Origin of the sequence: Nocardioides sp. TF02-7, from assembly GCF_022437945.1 — a bacterium.
GTDB lineage: Bacteria > Actinomycetota > Actinomycetes > Propionibacteriales > Nocardioidaceae > Nocardioides.
Genome location: NZ_CP092535.1, coordinates 4569507 through 4584854, shown reverse-complemented (window position 1 = coordinate 4584854; position 15348 = coordinate 4569507). Strand labels below are relative to the sequence as shown.

At 72.1% G+C, this 15348-nt stretch carries 11 protein-coding genes and 4 pseudogenes; 11 read left to right on the top strand and 4 right to left on the bottom strand.

The window, feature by feature from the left end:
• Positions 1 to 56: 56 nt before the first annotated feature.
• The 5 genes and pseudogenes from MF408_RS27515 to MF408_RS23805 all read left to right on the top strand — a co-directional run.
• Positions 57 to 251 (top strand): annotated as a pseudogene (locus tag MF408_RS27515) (glycine cleavage system protein T); the annotation flags it as partial.
• Between the two features lie 25 nt (positions 252 to 276).
• Positions 277 to 981, top strand: coding sequence for a hypothetical protein (locus MF408_RS27510; protein WP_345893810.1), 705 nt, complete (start codon positions 277 to 279; stop codon positions 979 to 981).
• A complete protein-coding gene (locus MF408_RS27505; protein WP_345893809.1) occupies positions 972 to 1178 on the top strand; it encodes a glycine cleavage T C-terminal barrel domain-containing protein in 207 nt (68 codons plus the stop codon). Before MF408_RS27510 ends, MF408_RS27505 begins: the two co-directional genes overlap by 10 nt.
• Positions 1175 to 1450: a hypothetical protein gene (locus tag MF408_RS23810; RefSeq protein WP_240249643.1), complete on the top strand. Its 276-nt coding sequence runs from the start codon at positions 1175 to 1177 to the stop codon at positions 1448 to 1450. Before MF408_RS27505 ends, MF408_RS23810 begins: the two co-directional genes overlap by 4 nt.
• Before the next feature lie 5 nt (positions 1451 to 1455).
• Positions 1456 to 2250 carry a thymidylate synthase gene (locus MF408_RS23805; RefSeq protein WP_240249642.1) on the top strand — a complete coding sequence of 265 codons (795 nt, stop codon included), beginning with the start codon at positions 1456 to 1458 and terminating at the stop codon, positions 2248 to 2250.
• Between the two features lie 28 nt (positions 2251 to 2278).
• Here MF408_RS23805 and MF408_RS23800 read toward each other — a convergent pair whose 3' ends face one another.
• Positions 2279 to 2449 (bottom strand): hypothetical protein, encoded by a 171-nt coding sequence (locus tag MF408_RS23800; protein ID WP_240249641.1) that lies wholly within the window; start codon positions 2447 to 2449, stop codon positions 2279 to 2281.
• A gap of 758 nt (positions 2450 to 3207) precedes the next feature.
• Between MF408_RS23800 and MF408_RS23795 the strand changes: the two genes are divergently transcribed.
• From MF408_RS23795 to MF408_RS23785, 3 genes and pseudogenes are all read left to right on the top strand, one after another.
• On the top strand, positions 3208 to 3738 hold the full coding sequence (locus MF408_RS23795; RefSeq protein WP_240249640.1) for a dihydrofolate reductase: 531 nt from the start codon (positions 3208 to 3210) through the stop codon (positions 3736 to 3738).
• Between the two features lie 5 nt (positions 3739 to 3743).
• A pseudogene (locus tag MF408_RS23790) lies at positions 3744 to 4139 on the top strand (LLM class flavin-dependent oxidoreductase); the annotation flags it as partial.
• Positions 4061 to 4681, top strand: a complete 621-nt coding sequence (locus tag MF408_RS23785; RefSeq protein WP_240252159.1) for an LLM class flavin-dependent oxidoreductase — start codon at positions 4061 to 4063, stop codon at positions 4679 to 4681. The pseudogene MF408_RS23790 and the gene MF408_RS23785, both read left to right, overlap by 79 nt.
• A 23-nt stretch (positions 4682 to 4704) precedes the next feature.
• Here MF408_RS23785 and MF408_RS23780 read toward each other — a convergent pair whose 3' ends face one another.
• Positions 4705 to 5979 (bottom strand): sulfatase-like hydrolase/transferase, encoded by a 1275-nt coding sequence (locus MF408_RS23780; protein ID WP_240252157.1) that lies wholly within the window; start codon positions 5977 to 5979, stop codon positions 4705 to 4707.
• Between the two features lie 440 nt (positions 5980 to 6419).
• On the opposite strand from MF408_RS23780, the gene dapA reads away from it, so the two are divergent.
• Both dapA and MF408_RS23770 read left to right on the top strand, forming a co-directional pair.
• Positions 6420 to 7316 carry a 4-hydroxy-tetrahydrodipicolinate synthase gene (gene dapA / locus MF408_RS23775; protein WP_240249639.1) on the top strand — a complete coding sequence of 299 codons (897 nt, stop codon included), beginning with the start codon at positions 6420 to 6422 and terminating at the stop codon, positions 7314 to 7316.
• A pseudogene (locus tag MF408_RS23770) lies at positions 7313 to 8999 on the top strand (ribonuclease J). Before dapA ends, MF408_RS23770 begins: the two are co-directional and overlap by 4 nt.
• A gap of 112 nt (positions 9000 to 9111) precedes the next feature.
• On the opposite strand, the gene MF408_RS23765 reads toward MF408_RS23770, so the two are convergent.
• Both MF408_RS23765 and MF408_RS26285 read right to left on the bottom strand, forming a co-directional pair.
• Positions 9112 to 9834, bottom strand: coding sequence for an Ig-like domain-containing protein (locus MF408_RS23765; protein ID WP_240249638.1), 723 nt, complete (start codon positions 9832 to 9834; stop codon positions 9112 to 9114).
• Positions 9835 to 10136: 302 nt separating this feature from the next.
• A complete protein-coding gene (locus tag MF408_RS26285) occupies positions 10137 to 12299 on the bottom strand; it encodes a M4 family metallopeptidase (protein ID WP_275693286.1) in 2163 nt (720 codons plus the stop codon).
• 274 nt (positions 12300 to 12573) lie between these two features.
• On the opposite strand from MF408_RS26285, the pseudogene MF408_RS23745 reads away from it, so the two are divergent.
• Positions 12574 to 15153: pseudogene (locus tag MF408_RS23745) on the top strand (DNA translocase FtsK).
• The last annotated feature ends 195 nt before the right edge of the window (positions 15154 to 15348 follow it).

Here is a 15348-nt window from a genome sequence, read left to right as displayed (position 1 = left end):
GCGCGTACGTCGTCACCGCGGCAGGATAGACACAGCGCGGGGGTAGATTCGCCGCCATGCCCGACGCGAGCCCTCCCGCACTGTCCCACTCGCCGCTGCACGAACGGCACGTCGCGGCCGGCGCCAAGCTCGCGGAGTTCGGCGGCTGGGAGATGCCGCTGGAGTACCCGACCGGTGTCGTCAAGGAGCACACCGCGGTGCGCGAGGGGGTCGGCGTCTTCGACGTCAGCCACCTCGGCAAGGTGGCCGTGCGCGGCAGCGGGGGCGGCGGCGTACGTGAACCGCACGCTGACCAACGACCTCGGCCGGATCCGCCCCGGGAAGGCCCAGTACACGCTCTGCTGCGACCCGGCGACCGGCGGCATCGTCGACGACGTCATCGCCTACCTCGAGGGCGACGACGACGTGCTGCTGGTGCCCAACGCGGCCAACAGCGCCGAGGTCGTCCGCCGCCTGGTCGCCGAGCTGCCGGACGGGGTGACGGTCACGGACCACCACCACGAGCAGGCGGTGCTCGCCGTCCAGGGTCCGCGGTCGGACGAGGTGCTGTCGGCGGTGGGCCTGCCGGTCGGCCACGAGTACATGAGCTTCGTCGACGCCGAGCTCGGCGGCCGGCGGCTGACGGTGTGCCGCACGGGCTACACGGGGGAGCGGGGCTACGAGCTGATCGCCCCCGCCGAGGTCGCCGTCGAGCTGTGGGACGCGCTGCTGGAGGCGGGTGCGGAGCACGGCATCGTGCCGTGCGGCCTCGGTGCCCGTGACACGCTGCGCACCGAGATGGGCTACCCGTTGCACGGTCAGGGACATCGGGCCCGAGGTCACCCCCAACGAGGCGCGGCTCGGGTGGGCCGTCGGGTGGTCGAAGCCGGAGTTCTGGGGCCGGGACGTGCTGCTCGCGGAGAAGGAGAAGGGGCCGCGGCGCCGACTCGTCGGGCTGGTCGCGGCCGGGCGGGCGATCCCCCCGCCCGCACATGTCGGTGAGCCTGGTGCCCGACGTGCTGCTGGGCGAGATCACCTCCGGCACGTTCTCGCCGACCCTGCGCAAGGGGATCGGCCTGGCGCTGGTGGCGTCGGTCGTCGCCGACGACGCCGAGGTCGCGGTCGACGTCCGCGGCCGCCGCGAGACGTTCCAGGTCACCCGACCGCCGTTCGTCCGGACCCAGGTGCGTGAGTCGTGAACCTCCCCGACCCGCCCCCGATCTTCCGACAGCCGTCCCCGGCCGAGCGGCCCTGGTGGTGGCGCCTCGAGGACGCCGCCGGCACCGAGGTCGAGCTCACCGGGCCCGCCGCCGAGGAGTACGGCGACCGCCGGTTCGCCAGCCAGGCCGACGCCGAGTCGTGGATCGGCGAGACCTGGTCCGCCCCTCGCCGACGAGGGCGTCGCCGCCGTCACCCTCTTCGAGCTCGACCGCGAGGTGTACGGACCGATGTCGCTCAGCGCGTAGGCTGACCGCCGTGCAGGCCTACCTCGATCTCGTCCGCCGGATCCTCGACGAGGGCGTGGCGAAGGGCGACCGCACCGGCACCGGGACGCTCAGCGTGTTCGGCCACCAGATGCGGTTCGACCTCGGCGAGGGCTTCCCGCTGGTGACGACCAAGAAGGTGCACACCCGGTCGGTGTTCGCCGAGCTGCTGTGGTTCCTCCGCGGCGACACCAACGTCAAGTGGCTGCAGGACCGCGGCGTCACCATCTGGGACGAGTGGGCCGACGACGACGGCGACCTCGGCCCGGTCTACGGCGCCCAGTGGCGGTCGTGGCCGGCACCCGACGGGCAGCACATCGACCAGCTCGCCCAGGTGGTCGACCAGCTCCGCACCGACCCCGACAGCCGCCGCCACGTCGTCTCGGCGTGGAACCCCGCCGACATCCCGCAGATGGCGCTGGCGCCGTGCCACACGCTCTTCCAGTTCTACGTCGCCGACGGGCGGCTCAGCTGCCAGCTCTACCAGCGCTCGGCCGACGTGTTCCTCGGCGTGCCGTTCAACATCGCGTCCTACGCGCTGCTGACCCACATGGTCGCGCAGGTCACGGGCCTGCGCGTCGGCGACTTCGTGCACACGCTCGGCGACGCCCACCTCTACTCCAACCACCTCGAGCAGGCGCGGCTCCAGCTGACCCGCGACCCGCGGCCGCTGCCGACGCTGTGGCTCGACCCGTCGATCACGGAGATCGACGCCTTCGACCTCGAGCACGTCCGGGTCGAGGGCTACGACCCGCACCCGGCGATCAAGGCGCCGATCGCGGTCTGACAGGAGGGGCCCGGCCCGGACGGCGAGCTCAGCCGTCGCGGCCGAGGTGGCAGGTCTCGAGGCCGTGGTCGATCGCGGCCCGCCCACCCGCGGGTGACATCCGGAGCACGAACCGCCCGGTGCGACCGCCCACCCGGAGGGTGAGCCGGAAGGCGGTCGCGCCGCCCGCCTCGAGGAAGGCGTGGCTGTCGCAGCGCACCGGCGTGACGGGCAGCGCGAAGCGGCGGGGGCGGGTCGGAGGCCTCGACCCGGGCGCGGATCGTCCACGACTCCCCGGGCGGGGGCCCGAAGACCGGCGTCCCTCCCACCTCGACGACCTCGACCGCTCCGGGCCGTCCGGTCGGCGTCGCCACCAGGGTCAGCGTGCCGATGCCGTCCCGCGCGGGGACCGTGTCCGCCCAGCGCAGGTCGACCAGCCGGCGTACATCGACCTCGAAGCAGCGCGCTGCGACGTACTGGCCGACGACGTCGACCGGATCGGTCACCGGCACCGGCTGCCGTCCGGACGCGGTGTGCACGACGACCACCGGGTCCCGGGCCGGCACGTCGGCGCAGCGCGGCTCGGGCAGCGGCAGCGGGTAGCCGCGGCGCAGCCCGGCGGGGGGCGGTGCGCAGCCGCTGCGCGCGGATCGGGCGGGACAGGCGGGGGTCGTCGTAGACGATCCGCGTCGGCTCGACGTCCTCGCCGGTGCCGTTGTCGAGCCACACCTGGATCCGGTGCCGGGCGGCGTCGCGGGAGTACTGCAGCAGCTCGGCCTCCACCCGGCCGCTCGGCGTCGACGGAGGCACCACGACCACCGACGGCGACTCCTCGGCGCCGCCGCGGGGCTCGTCGACGTCGGAGCCCTCCGTCGAGCACGCCGCCGTCGTGGCGAGCAGCAGCGCCACGACCGCGGATGGCAGGCTTCGTCCCATGACTGCGCGAGTGTCCACCGATTCCCCGATCGGCGCCACCGGATGACCCCGGGCGGCAGGCCGGTGACGATGGTCGCCGCGGTGGCGGACAACGGCGTGATCGGCGCGGCGCGGGGCATCCCGTGGAAGATCCAGGCCGACTGGGACCACTTCAAGGCCCTCACCACCGGGCACGTGCTGCTGATGGGACGCACCACGCACGAGGGCATCGGCCGGCCGCTGCCCGGCCGCACGACGGTCGTCCTCACCGGCGACACCGGCTGGTCCGACGAGGGGGTCCACGTCGCCCACAGCGTCACCGAGGCCCTCGCGCTCGCGGACCGGCTGCTCGACGGCACCCCGGCGGACCGGCAGGTGATGGTCGCCGGCGGTGCGGCGGTCTACGCGGCGGCGCTGCCGTTCGCCGACGAGCAGGTGATCAGCGAGATCCACCTGAGCCCGGAGGGCGACACGTTCTACCCTGGTTTCGACCGCACCGAGTGGCAGGAGGTGCGGCGGGAGCCGCGCGACGGGTTCGAGATCGTGTGGTGGCGGCGCACGGAGGAGGCGGTCAGGAGGCGTCTGGAAGGCTAGGAGCCATGGAGCTCAGAGTCTTCACCGAACCCCAGCAGGGTGCCTCGTACGACGACCTGCTCGCGGTCGCCCGCACCGCCGAGCAGCTCGGCTACGGCGCCTTCTTCCGGTCCGACCACTACCTGACGATGGGCGGGGACGGGCTGCCCGGACCGACCGACGCGTGGACGACGCTCGCCGGTCTCGCCCGGGACACCAGCACGATCCGGCTCGGCACGCTGATGACCAGCGCCACCTTCCGGCACCCTGGCGTGCTCGCCATCCAGGTCGCCCAGGTCGACCAGATGAGCGGCGGCCGGGTGGAGCTCGGCCTCGGCGCCGGTTGGTTCGAGGGCGAGCACACCGCCTACGGGGTCCCGTTCCCCGGCACCGGCGAGCGCTTCGAGCGGTTCGCGGAACAGCTCGAGCTGGTCACCGGGCTGTGGGCGACCCCGGCGGGGAGCGCTACGACTTCGAGGGGCGGCACTACCGGCTGGCGGACTCGCCCGCGCTGCCCAAGCCGGTGCAGGACGGTGGCCGCCGGGGCGGCCCGCCTGTCCTGGTCGGCGGGCTGGGCAAGAAGCGCACGCCCGCCCTGGCGGCGGCGTACGCCGACGAGTTCAACCTGCCCTTCGTCGACGTGGACACGACCCGCGAGCAGTTCGGCCGGGTGCGCGCCGCCTGCGAGGACGTCGGTCGCGACCCCTCCTCGCTGACCTGGTCCAACGCGCTGGTGCTCTGCGTCGGCACGGACGAGGCAGAGATCGCCCGCCGGGCGGGTGCGATCGGCCGGGAGGTCGACGAGCTGCGGACCAACGGGCTCGCCGGCACCCCGCAGGAGGTCGTCGACAAGATCGGCACCTACGCCGAGGCCGGCGCCCAGCGCGTCTACCTCCAGGTCCTCGACCTCGCCGACCTCGACCACCTGCACCTGGTGGCCGAGGAGGTCATGCCCCACGTGTGACCGACCGGCGGCGCCAGGGGCGGTCAGTAGTGGTCGCCGGAGGGCTGCATGCCCGGCGGCGGGACCGCCGGGCGCGGCTCGGCGGGCCGGCCGCCGGCCCAGGGCTTCGGCCCCGCGAGCGGCCCGAACGCCTGGTTGCAGCTCTTCTGCCCGTTGCACCGGATGAGCTGCGAGCTGCGACGCTCCAGCTCGGCGCGGATGTGGGTGTACGCCGGGTCGTAGAGGCGGTTGACGAGGGCGTGCGGGTCCCGCAACCGGTCGAAGAGGACACCGGTGCTGGGCCTCCCGGCGTGCACCGCGTAGAGGTAGCGGCGCGTGGTGACCCCCCAGTACCGCCAGCCCGGGGTCGCGTCGGCGACGGTGTCGCCGATCTGGATCGGGAGGGTGTCGCGGCTGCCGCGCGTCAACCGGCGCAGGCTGAGGCCGTCGAGGGTCCGCCCGGGCTCCACGCCCCCGGCCCAGTCGAGGAAGGTGGCCGTGAGGTCCACCAGGGTCACCGGCTCGTGCACCCGGGCGCCGCGGGCGACGCCGGGGCCCCGCACGACCAGCGGGATCTCGAGCGCCTCGTCGAACGGCAGGTCCTTGCCGCGCAGCCGGTGCTCGCCGAGGAGGAAGCCGTTGTCGGAGGCGAACACGACGTAGGTGTTGTCGAGCTCGCCGAGCCGCTTCAGCCGGCGGATCGTGGAGGCGACCGCGTCGTCGGCCGAGCGCAGGGCCCGTGCGCGGGCCCGGGCGAACTGGGTCATCCGCCGGTGGGTGGTGGAGTGGCGTCGGAGGTCGCTCGGGAGGTCGGAGACGTCCTTCTCGAGGTACGACGGCTTGTGCGCGGACGTCGGCCGCAGCCGGGCGTAGTGGCGGCGGTACTTGCGCTGGGCGACGGGCAGTCCCCAGGCGTCGCCGTCCTCGGCTTCGGCCGCGTTGTGGGGGGCGACGTGGTTGACGACGGTGAAGAACGGCTGGTCGGCCTTCGCGAACCGGGTGATCGCGCGGTTGCTGCGCGCGGCGATGATGCCGGAGATGTAGCGGTTGCGGTAGGTGTCGCCGTCGACGAAGATCGCGCGCTTGTCGTAGGTGTACGTGCCCCGGACCTGGGTGTCCCAGACCGTCCAGCCCCGCTCCGTGGGCGAGGCCTCGAGCTGGTACAGGTTCAGGTACTTGCCGTGGTGGGAGGTGAGGTAGCCGGCGTCCTGCAGCCAGGTGGCGATCGTGTTGTCCGGCTGGCGGAGGCTCTGGTAGCCGCCCCACCGGCCCCGGTTGGTCTGGACGCCGCTGTTGTGGCCGTACTGCCCGGTGAGGATCTCCGCCCGCGCGGGGGCAGCAGAGCGGGTTCGGCGAAAGGGCGCCGGTGTAGGTCGTGCCCTGCGCGACCAGCAGCCGCTGCACGTTCGGCATGAAGCGCAGCTCGTCCTTGCGCATGTCGTCGGTGAGGATCAGCACGATGTTGGGCCGCCGGTCGGGGGCGGCGGCTGCGGCCGCCGCCGCCTGCGGGCCGCTGTCGGCGTCGGTCGGTCCCGTCAGCGACGCGAGCAGCGCCGTCGCGACCGCCAGGAGCGCGAGGCCGACGTACCGGCAGGCAGCAGTGATGGACAACGCGTGGATCCTCCCCGATCGAATGTGCGTCCGGATTACATCACCCGACGCCCGCGGCCGGGTCATTACCGCCGATCGCGCGCCGTCGCCGGCGGCGGCACGGCCCCGGGTCGGCGGGCGCACGCGCCGCAGGGGATAGCCTTGACCCATGACTTCGCCTCCCTTCGGCACCGTGCTGACCGCGATGGTCACCCCCATGCGGGAGGACAACACTGTTGACGTCCAGGGGGCCCAGAAGGTTGCGCGCCACCTCGTCGACCACGGGCACGACGGGATCGTCGTGTCGGGCACGACCGGTGAGTCGCCGACGACGACCGTCGCCGAGGACGGCGAGGTCCTCGCCGCGGTCCGCGACGCCGTGGGGCCCGGCGTCACGCTGGTCGCCGGGGTCGGCACCAACGACACCCGCACGTCCCTCGAGCTGGCCCGGCAGGCCGAGAAGGTCGGCGCCGACGGTCTGCTCCTGGTGACGCCGTACTACAGCAAGCCGGCCCAGCGTGGGCTCGTCGAGCACTTCCGCCAGGTCGCCGCGGCCACGGACGTGCCGGTGATGCTCTACGACGTGCCGGGCCGCACCGGCACGACGATCGGTCTCGACGTCTACCGCGAGGCCGCTGCCTGGGACACCGTCGTCGCCGTCAAGGAGGCCACCGGCGACCTCGCCCGCGGCACCCGGCTGCTCGACCTCGGCTACGCGATCTACTCCGGCGACGACGCGCTCAACCTGGCCTGGCTGGCCCACGGCGCGGTCGGCTTCGTCTCGGTCGTCGGCCACGTGCTCGGCGACCGGCTGCGGCAGATGCTCGAGGCGTTCCACCACGGCGACCCGGCCGCCGCGCTCGACACCTACGCCGGCATGCAGCCGGCGATCGAGGCGATCATGGGTGCCCCCAACTACGGCGCGACCGCGGCGAAGGCCGCCCTGCAGCTCACCGGTGTCCTCGACAACCGCCGCGTGCGGTCCCCGCAGGTCGAGCTCGACGACACCGAGCTCGCCGCCCTCCGGGCCGGGCTCGAGGCCGCCGGCGTCGAGGTCGTCGCATGAGCCACGCGCACCCCGAGCTCGGCCCGCCGCCGGAGCTGCCGAAGGGCGGCCTGCGCGTCATCCCGCTCGGCGGCCTCGGCGAGGTCGGCCGCAACATGACCGTCTTCGAGTACGACGGCCGCCTGCTGATCGTCGACTGCGGCGTGCTCTTCCCCGACGAGCACCACCCCGGCGTCGACCTGATCCTCCCCGACTTCGCGCCGATCCGCGACCGCCTCGACGCCGTCGAGGCCCTGGTGCTGACCCACGGTCACGAGGACCACATCGGCGCGACGCCGTACCTGCTCCGCGAGCGCCCGGACATCCCGCTGGTCGGCTCCGAGCTGACGCTGGCCCTGGTCAACGGCAAGATCCGGGAGCACCGGCTCAAGCAGACCGCGTTCCAGACGGTCAAGGAGGGCGACCGGGTCAGCTTCGGCCCGTTCGACCTCGAGTTCGTCGCGGTCAACCACTCGATCCCCGACGCGCTCGCGGTGGCGATCCGCACCGGCGCCGGGATGGTGCTGCACACGGGCGACTTCAAGATGGACCAGCTGCCGCTCGACGGCCGGATCACCGACCTGCGCGCGTTCGCCCGGCTGGGGGAGGAGGGCGTCGACCTCTTCCTGACCGACTCCACCAACGCCGAGGTGCCGGGGTTCACCACCCAGGAGAAGAAGATCACCCCGGTCCTCGACCAGGTCTTCCGCGACGCCGGCCAGCGGATCATCGTCGCCTGCTTCGCCTCCCACGTGCACCGCGTGCAGCAGATCCTCGACACCGCCGTCGCCCACGGGCGCAAGGTCGCGTTCGTCGGGCGGTCGATGGTGCGCAACATGGGGATCGCCCGCGACCTCGGCTACCTCACCATCCCGCCCGGCGTGATGGTCGAGGCCAAGGAGCTGGCCGACCTGCCCCCCCGAGCGCCAGGTGCTGATCTCGACCGGGTCGCAGGGCGAGCCGATGAGCGCCCTCGCGCGGATCGCCAACCGCACCCACAACTTCGTCCACCTCGAGTCCGGCGACACGGTCGTGCTGGCCTCCAGCCTGATCCCCGGCAACGAGAACGCGGTCTACCGCGTGATCAACGGTCTGGCCCGGTGGGGCGCCAACATCGTGCACAAGGGCAACGCGCTCGTGCACGTCAGCGGCCACGCCAGCGCCGGTGAGCTCCTCTACTGCTACAACATCGTGCGGCCGCGCAACGTGCTGCCGGTGCACGGCGAGATCCGGCACATGCTCGCCAACGGCGCGCTGGCCAAGGAGACCGGTGTCGAGAACGTCGTCTACGCCGAGGACGGCATGGTCGTCGACCTCGTCGACGGTGTCGCGAAGGTCGCCGGCAAGGTCGACGCCGGCTACGTCTTCGTGGACGGCCAGTCGATCGGCGACGTCACCGAGACCGAGCTCAAGGACCGCCGGATCCTCGGTGAGGAGGGCTTCATCTCGGTGATCGTCGTCGTCGACTCCGTCTCCGGGAAGGTGTCGTCCGGCCCCGAGATCCACGCCCGCGGCCACGCGTGGGCCGACTCGGACTTCGAGGAGATCAAGCAGCCGATCGTCGACGCGGTCAACCGCTCGATCGAGGAAGGCAACACCGACACCTACCAGCTGCAGCAGACCGTGCGCCGCACGATCGGCCGCTGGGTGAGCAACACCCACCGCCGGCGGCCGATGATCATCCCGGTCGTCGTCGAGGCGTAGCAGCCGCCGGCCCTCGTCGCCGAGAGCCGCGGCGAGCCGCGAGGCGTCGCAAGACATCGGGCCCCGCCCCTCCCGGAGGAGGAGCGGGGCCCGACTTCGTGCTGCGCCCGGGTCAGGCGGTGGTCACCTGCGGACCACCCCGCACCCGGAACGCGTCGCGGCTCGCCTTGAACGACGCGTTGCCGACGTAGACGGCCACCAGCTGGTGCCGTCCGACCGCGAGCTTGCGCTTCGCGACCTTGATGGTGACGACGCCCTTCCTGTTCAGCGTGCCCTGGCCGAGGACCCGCTTGCCCTTCCGGATCTGCACCTTGCCCTTCGGGGTGTCGGCGCTGCCGACCTTCACCTTCACGAAGAACGGCTTGTTGCGCTTGATCGTCTTGGGCTTGACCGACACGACCTTGGTCTTCGTGTTGGCCTTCGCGGGAGCCTCGTCGGCCTCCTCGCAGATCGACACCTGCACGTCGTCGACGTACCAGCCGTCCACGCCGTTGCAGCCGTCGCGACCCATGTCGAACCGGAACTGCACGGTGTCGCCCGGGATCAGGCCGAGCCGCGGCAGGCTGATGACCGAGGTGCCCCACGAACCGGTGCTCTCGCCGCCGTCGGTGCCGGTGAAGCCCGGCTCGCCGGCGAGCGGGTTGCTGTTGCCGGCCGCAGCCGACTCGAACTCCCCGCGCGGGCCGTTGAACACCCATGCCTCCTCGGGGATGACCTCGAAGGTCTCCCCGCCGTCGGTGCTGTACTTGACGTTGCCGCCGTCGTACAGCGCCTCGGTCGCCACCAGGTGGTCGAACGAGAGCCGCGGCTGGAAGCCCTCCGGGACTTCGATCACCGGCGAGATCAGCCCGTTGCGGGACGACTCGTCGTTCGCGTCGCCCCGCGCAGCTGCCGGTCGTCGGGTCGGCCCCGTAGGCGACCGTGGACGGCGCCCGCGTGCCGCTGCCACCGGGGTACTCGGTGACCGTCGGCATGTCGTCGGTCGTCACCCACGGGTGGTGGACGTTGCCGCCGAGCTGCGGGAAGCCGATGCCTGCGTAGTCGCCGAACTCGTGGTCCTGGGTCCAGCCCTCGAGACCGTCCTCGAAGTCCTCCGACCAGGTCGTCGTCGACTCGAGGCCCGTGCCGCAGGAGACCTCACCCTTCTCCAGGAGCGGCTGGAAGTTGCACTTCACGGGCTCCATCCGCAGCTGGGTCTCGGCGATGGCGTCGGTCACCGCTGCGCAGTCGGCGGCGGTGATCGGGTCGGCCAGCTCGGGCGTGGCCGCACCGTCGGAGCCGTCGGGCTCCGTCGGCTCCCCCGAGCGTCACCTCGTTGATGTCCTCACCGGTCAGCGTGGCGCATGAGGCCTCCAGGCCGTCGGCCAGCTCGGCGAAGCCCGAGGTCGGCGTCAGGTGGTTGGTCTGCGTGTGCCAGAAGATGTTGGCCGCCTTGTCCAGCCCGATCGGCTGGACGACTCCGGGGAGGCCGTCGACCAGGATCGCGAAGGCACGGTTGACCACACCCGAGTTGGTGTGCACGCCGCCGGCGTCGTCGTAGTTCTCGTCACAGGTGTACTCGGCGTCGGAGACGCGGCCCGGGTCGCCGTAGCAGTTCGGGTTCCACATGTCGCGGATCGCGCCGCCGAACGCCGGGTCCGACTCTCCCGACAGCCAGCGGTAGGTCTCGTCGGTGTCGGCCGGCACCGCGGAGATCTCGAAGGACACGGGCTCGCCGGCCTCCTTGAACTTCGCACCGTCCTCGAACGACACCATCACGCCGTAGAGGTCGGCGACGCCGGACATGGACGTCATCGCACCGGACTCGGTGTTGCCGACCACGATGCCGACCGCACCCGCGGCCACGGCGTTGTCCGCCTTGACCTGGAACGTGCAGGTGCCGCGGTCGACGTAGGCCCACTGGCCCTCGATCTCCTCGGCGTTGTCGTACGCCGTGCAGCCGTCGGTGGTCGTCGGGCCGTCGTCGTTGGCCTCGTCGGTCGCCACCACGGCGGTGCCGGTCACGGGCTCCTGGCCGAACACCGGGCCGAAGGACGCCGGGATCGCCTCACAGGGACCGGCGACCTCCTCCGGGGCGGTGATCTCCATGTCGACCGCGGAGCGGGTGAAGTCCGAGCACTGGCCGGGCGTGCGCAGCACCGGGTCGTCCTGCGTCTCGCCGCCCTCGTTGTGGCGGTCGTTCAGCATGTCGACTGTCTCGCCCCAGATGTCGGAGTACGCCTCGTTCATCGCGCCCGACTGCCACTGGTAGATCAGGCCCGAGGTCGACTCCGTGTAGGCGTGGCCCCACTCGTGCGCGACGGTGTCGTCACCCGTCACGCCGGTGCAGTAGTTGGTCGTGACGCCGTTCCAGTTGGCGTTGGGGCAGTTGATGGTCGGGTCGTTGTTGACCGTGATCATCTGGCCACCCTCGCCGTCCCAGGCGTCGTAGCCGAAGGTGTTCATGAACATCCAGTAGGCCTCGGCCGTGCCGAGAACCTCGTTCTGCTGGTCCTCGTCGAGGTCTCCCGGGAACGGGTCGCCCTCCTCCCAGACGAGGTTCTCCGGGTCGTAGGCCCCCTCGTAGAGCTCACGGTCGAGGGCGTGCGCCATCATCGACCAGCGGTTGAGGACCTTGCCGGTGGCGGCGTCCAGGATGACGGTCTCGCGGACCGTGTCCTGGTTCCAGACCTCAACGGCCCACGCCAGGCGGGACTTGCCCGGGATGCCGCGGGTGGAGCCCATCCGGTAGATCGTCTTGTCGACCGAGCGCACCTCGAGGGTGTCGGCGACGGCGTCCGGGAGGGCGTCCTCGTAGCCCGACGGGCGGCTCTTGACCGCGCCGAGGGCCCGGGCCGTCGCCTGCTCCTCGGAGACCGTCGCCGTGGTGTCCACCTCGGCGTCGGGCACGACGAAGCCGTTGACCGACGTGAGCCGGCCGCTCTTGTCGACGTGCGCCTTCAGCTCCGCGCCGAAGACGGGGATGCCGTCGTAGGACTGGGTGAAGGTGATCGAGGAGCCGTAGCGGTCGGTGAAGACCTCGGTCGGCTCGAGCTGGCTGGCCTCCACGCCGAACACGTCGGCGGCGTACCGGTCGACGTACCGGTCGGCCTTCGTCCTGGCCTGCGCGACGTTGTCGGCGGCCACGGACGGCAGCAGGTCTCCGTCGGCGGCCTTGGCGCGGACGATGCCCGCCTTGCCGGTGGCGGGGTTGGTGCGGAGCGCCACGGCGCCGTCGGCGGCCTGCCGGATCTTCTCGACCGCGGTCGGGTCCGGCCTGGGCGCCGCCGTCGCGGTGTTCATCATCGGGGGTGCCGCCAAGCCGGCGGCGATGAGGGCGAGGCCGAGCGTCAAGCTGTGGCCCCGAGACAGAATTTTCACCGAGTGGTCCCTTCCCATGCATGAATTGCGGGAGGTGCGGCCCGAGAGGGGGCACCATCCGGAACCCTAGAAGTCGGCTCGATCCGGATCTAGACCTTGATTTTTCCGGGCGTGTCGGGTTCTTGTTACCAGTTGCTCACCTCGGCCGGATCCGGCGCGGCGACACGCTTCCGTGATCCCTGTGGCTGGAGTGACGAATGAGTAGGGTCGCAGCATGGCGACCCGTACGTCTTCCCCCGCCGCGGTCGCGCAGCCGGAGCACGTCCACCAGCCGCAGCAGCGGCAAGGCAGGCACCAGCTCGCGTCCACGGAGTACGTCCAAGTCCCGGGCCACGAAGTCCCGGCGACCGGCCCCGCGCGCCGTCCGCAGCGGGCCCGGCCCGGTGGCCCGGTCCTTCTCTGCGCTCGCCCGCGCCCTCGCGGCGGTGTGGCTCGGGATCGCGCACGGCGTCGGAGCCGTCAGTGCGGGGATCGTCGGCGGCGTCAAGGAGATCGAGCCCGAGCAGCGGCGCGACGGCGTCGGGCTGCTGCTGTGCGGGCTGGCCGTGGTCGTCGCCGCCGGCGTGTGGTTCGAGGTGCCCGGCGGCGCCATGGAGCTGGTGCGCACCGTCGTCTCCGGCTCCGTCGGCAAGGTCGGCTGGTTCGTCCCGCTGGTCGTGCTCCTCGCCGGCTGGCGGGTGATGCGCGACCCGGTGCGCAACGGGCCGGTCGGCCGGCAGGTGATCGGGTGGACCACGTTCGCGTTCGGGCTCCTCGGCATCGTCCACATCGCCAACGGCAGCCCCGAGCCGGTCAGCGGCGACACCTCGCCGCTGCGAGAGGGCGGGGGCGCCGTCGGGTACGTCGTCTCGGCGCTGCTGCTCGACCTGCTCCGGTCGGCGTACGTCGTCGTGCCGCTGCTGGCGCTGCTCGCGTTCTTCGGGGTGCTGGTCATCACCGCGACCCCGCTCTACCGGGTGCCCGACCGGCTGCGCGAGCTCGGCGACCTGCTGCTCGGCCACCCGCACGGCGCCGGTGACGCCGCGGACGAGGAGACCCAGCCGATCCGGACCCGCGGCGGTGACGACACCGTCGACCCGCTGATGGGCGACCCGGCCTACGACACGCCGCTGCTCTCCGAGCCGCGGAAGAAGCGGCGCGGCCGCAAGCCCGACCCCAGCACCGAGGAATCGATGGAGCTGCGGGAGCCGATCGACATCCCGCTCGAGGACCCGGCCGAGCCCGAGCCGCCGGCGCCCGCGGCGCAGGAGGAGACCGGCGAGCTCGAGCCGCCGCCGCACAGCCCGCTGCCGCAGCGGGTCGAGCAGCTCGCGCTCTCCGGCGACATCGCCTACACGCTGCCGGCCGGCGACGTGCTCAAGCCCGGCTCGCCGCACCGCGCCCGGTCGAAGGCGTCCGACGCGGTGGTCGAGAAGCTGAGCCAGGTGCTCGACGAGTTCGGCATCGACGCCCAGGTCACCGGCTACACGCGCGGCCCGACCGTCACCCGCTACGAGATCGAGCTCGGCACCGGCGTGAAGGTGGAGAAGATCCTCGGCGTCGCGCGCAACATCTCCCTACGCCGTCGGCTCGGAGGACGTGCGGATCCTCAGCCCGATCCCCGGCAAGTCCGCGGTCGGCGTCGAGATCCCCAACACCGACAAGGAGATCGTCTCCCCTGGGCGACGTGCTGCGCTCCAACGTGGCGCGCAACGACCACCACCCGATGGTGTCCGGCCTCGGCAAGGACGTCGAGGGCGGCTTCGTCGTCGCCAACCTCGCGAAGATGCCGCACCTGCTGGTCGCCGGCGCCACCGGCTCCGGCAAGTCGAGCTTCATCAACTCGATGATCACCTCGGTGCTGATGCGGGCCACACCCGACGAGGTCCGGATGATCATGGTCGACCCCAAGCGGGTGGAGCTCAACGCCTACGAGGGCGTCCCGCACCTGATCACCCCGATCATCACCAACCCCAAGAAGGCCGCCGAGGCGCTGCAGTGGGTTGTGCGCGAGATGGACCTGCGCTACGACGACCTGGCCAACTTCGGCTTCCGCCACGTCGACGACTTCAACAAGGCTGTCCGCGCGGGGAAGGTCGAGGTGCCGCCCGGCAGCGAGCGCGTGCTGACGCCGTACCCCTATCTGCTCGTCATCGTCGACGAGCTCGCCGACCTGATGATGGTGGCGCCGCGCGACGTCGAGGACGCGATCGTCCGGATCACCCAGCTCGCGCGCGCCGCCGGCATCCACCTGGTGCTCGCGACGCAGCGCCCCTCGGTCGACGTCGTCACCGGCCTGATCAAGGCGAACGTGCCGTCGCGGCTGGCGTTCGCGACCTCCTCGCTCGCCGACAGCCGGGTCATCCTCGACCAGCCGGGCGCGGAGAAGCTGGTCGGCCAGGGTGACGGGCTGTTCCTGCCGATGGGTGCGTCGAAGCCCATAAGAGTCCAGGGCAGCTGGGTGACCGAGGCGGAGATCCACCAGGTCGTCAAGCACTGCAAGGGCCAGCTCGAGCCGTCGTACCGCGAGGACGTCACCGCGCCGCAGGGCGGCGGCAAGGTGCTCGACGACGACATCGGCGACGACCTCGACCTCGTCGTCCAGGCGATCGAGCTCGTCGTCTCCACGCAGTTCGGCTCCACGTCGATGCTGCAACGCAAGCTCCGGGTCGGCTTCGCCAAGGCCGGCCGGTTGATGGACATCCTCGAGAGCCGGGGCGTGGTCGGGCCGAGCGAAGGCTCCAAGGCCCGCGACGTGCTGGTGAAGCCCGACGAGCTCGACTCCGTGATCGCCACGATCCAGGGGGAGGCATGACGCCATGACCGACGAGACCGAGACCCAGACCCAGCCTGAGAACCAGACCGAGGACCAGGCCGAGGACCAGGCCGACGTCCCGGCCGACAGCCGGGGTGACGAGCCCACGCGGCAGGTCGAGGTGCGCCGCAACGTCGCCCTGTCCGGCGTCGTCGGTGCCGTCGCCGCCGTGCTGGCGGTCGCGTTCGCGCTCCG

Coding starts and splice junctions, on each gene's coding strand:
- MF408_RS27505 (WP_345893809.1), top strand. CDS start 972: ATGTCGGTGAGCCTGGTGCCCGACGTGCTGCTGGGCGAGATCACCTCC.
- MF408_RS23795 (WP_240249640.1), top strand. CDS start 3,208: ATGACCCCGGGCGGCAGGCCGGTGACGATGGTCGCCGCGGTGGCGGAC.
- dapA (WP_240249639.1), top strand. CDS start 6,420: ATGACTTCGCCTCCCTTCGGCACCGTGCTGACCGCGATGGTCACCCCC.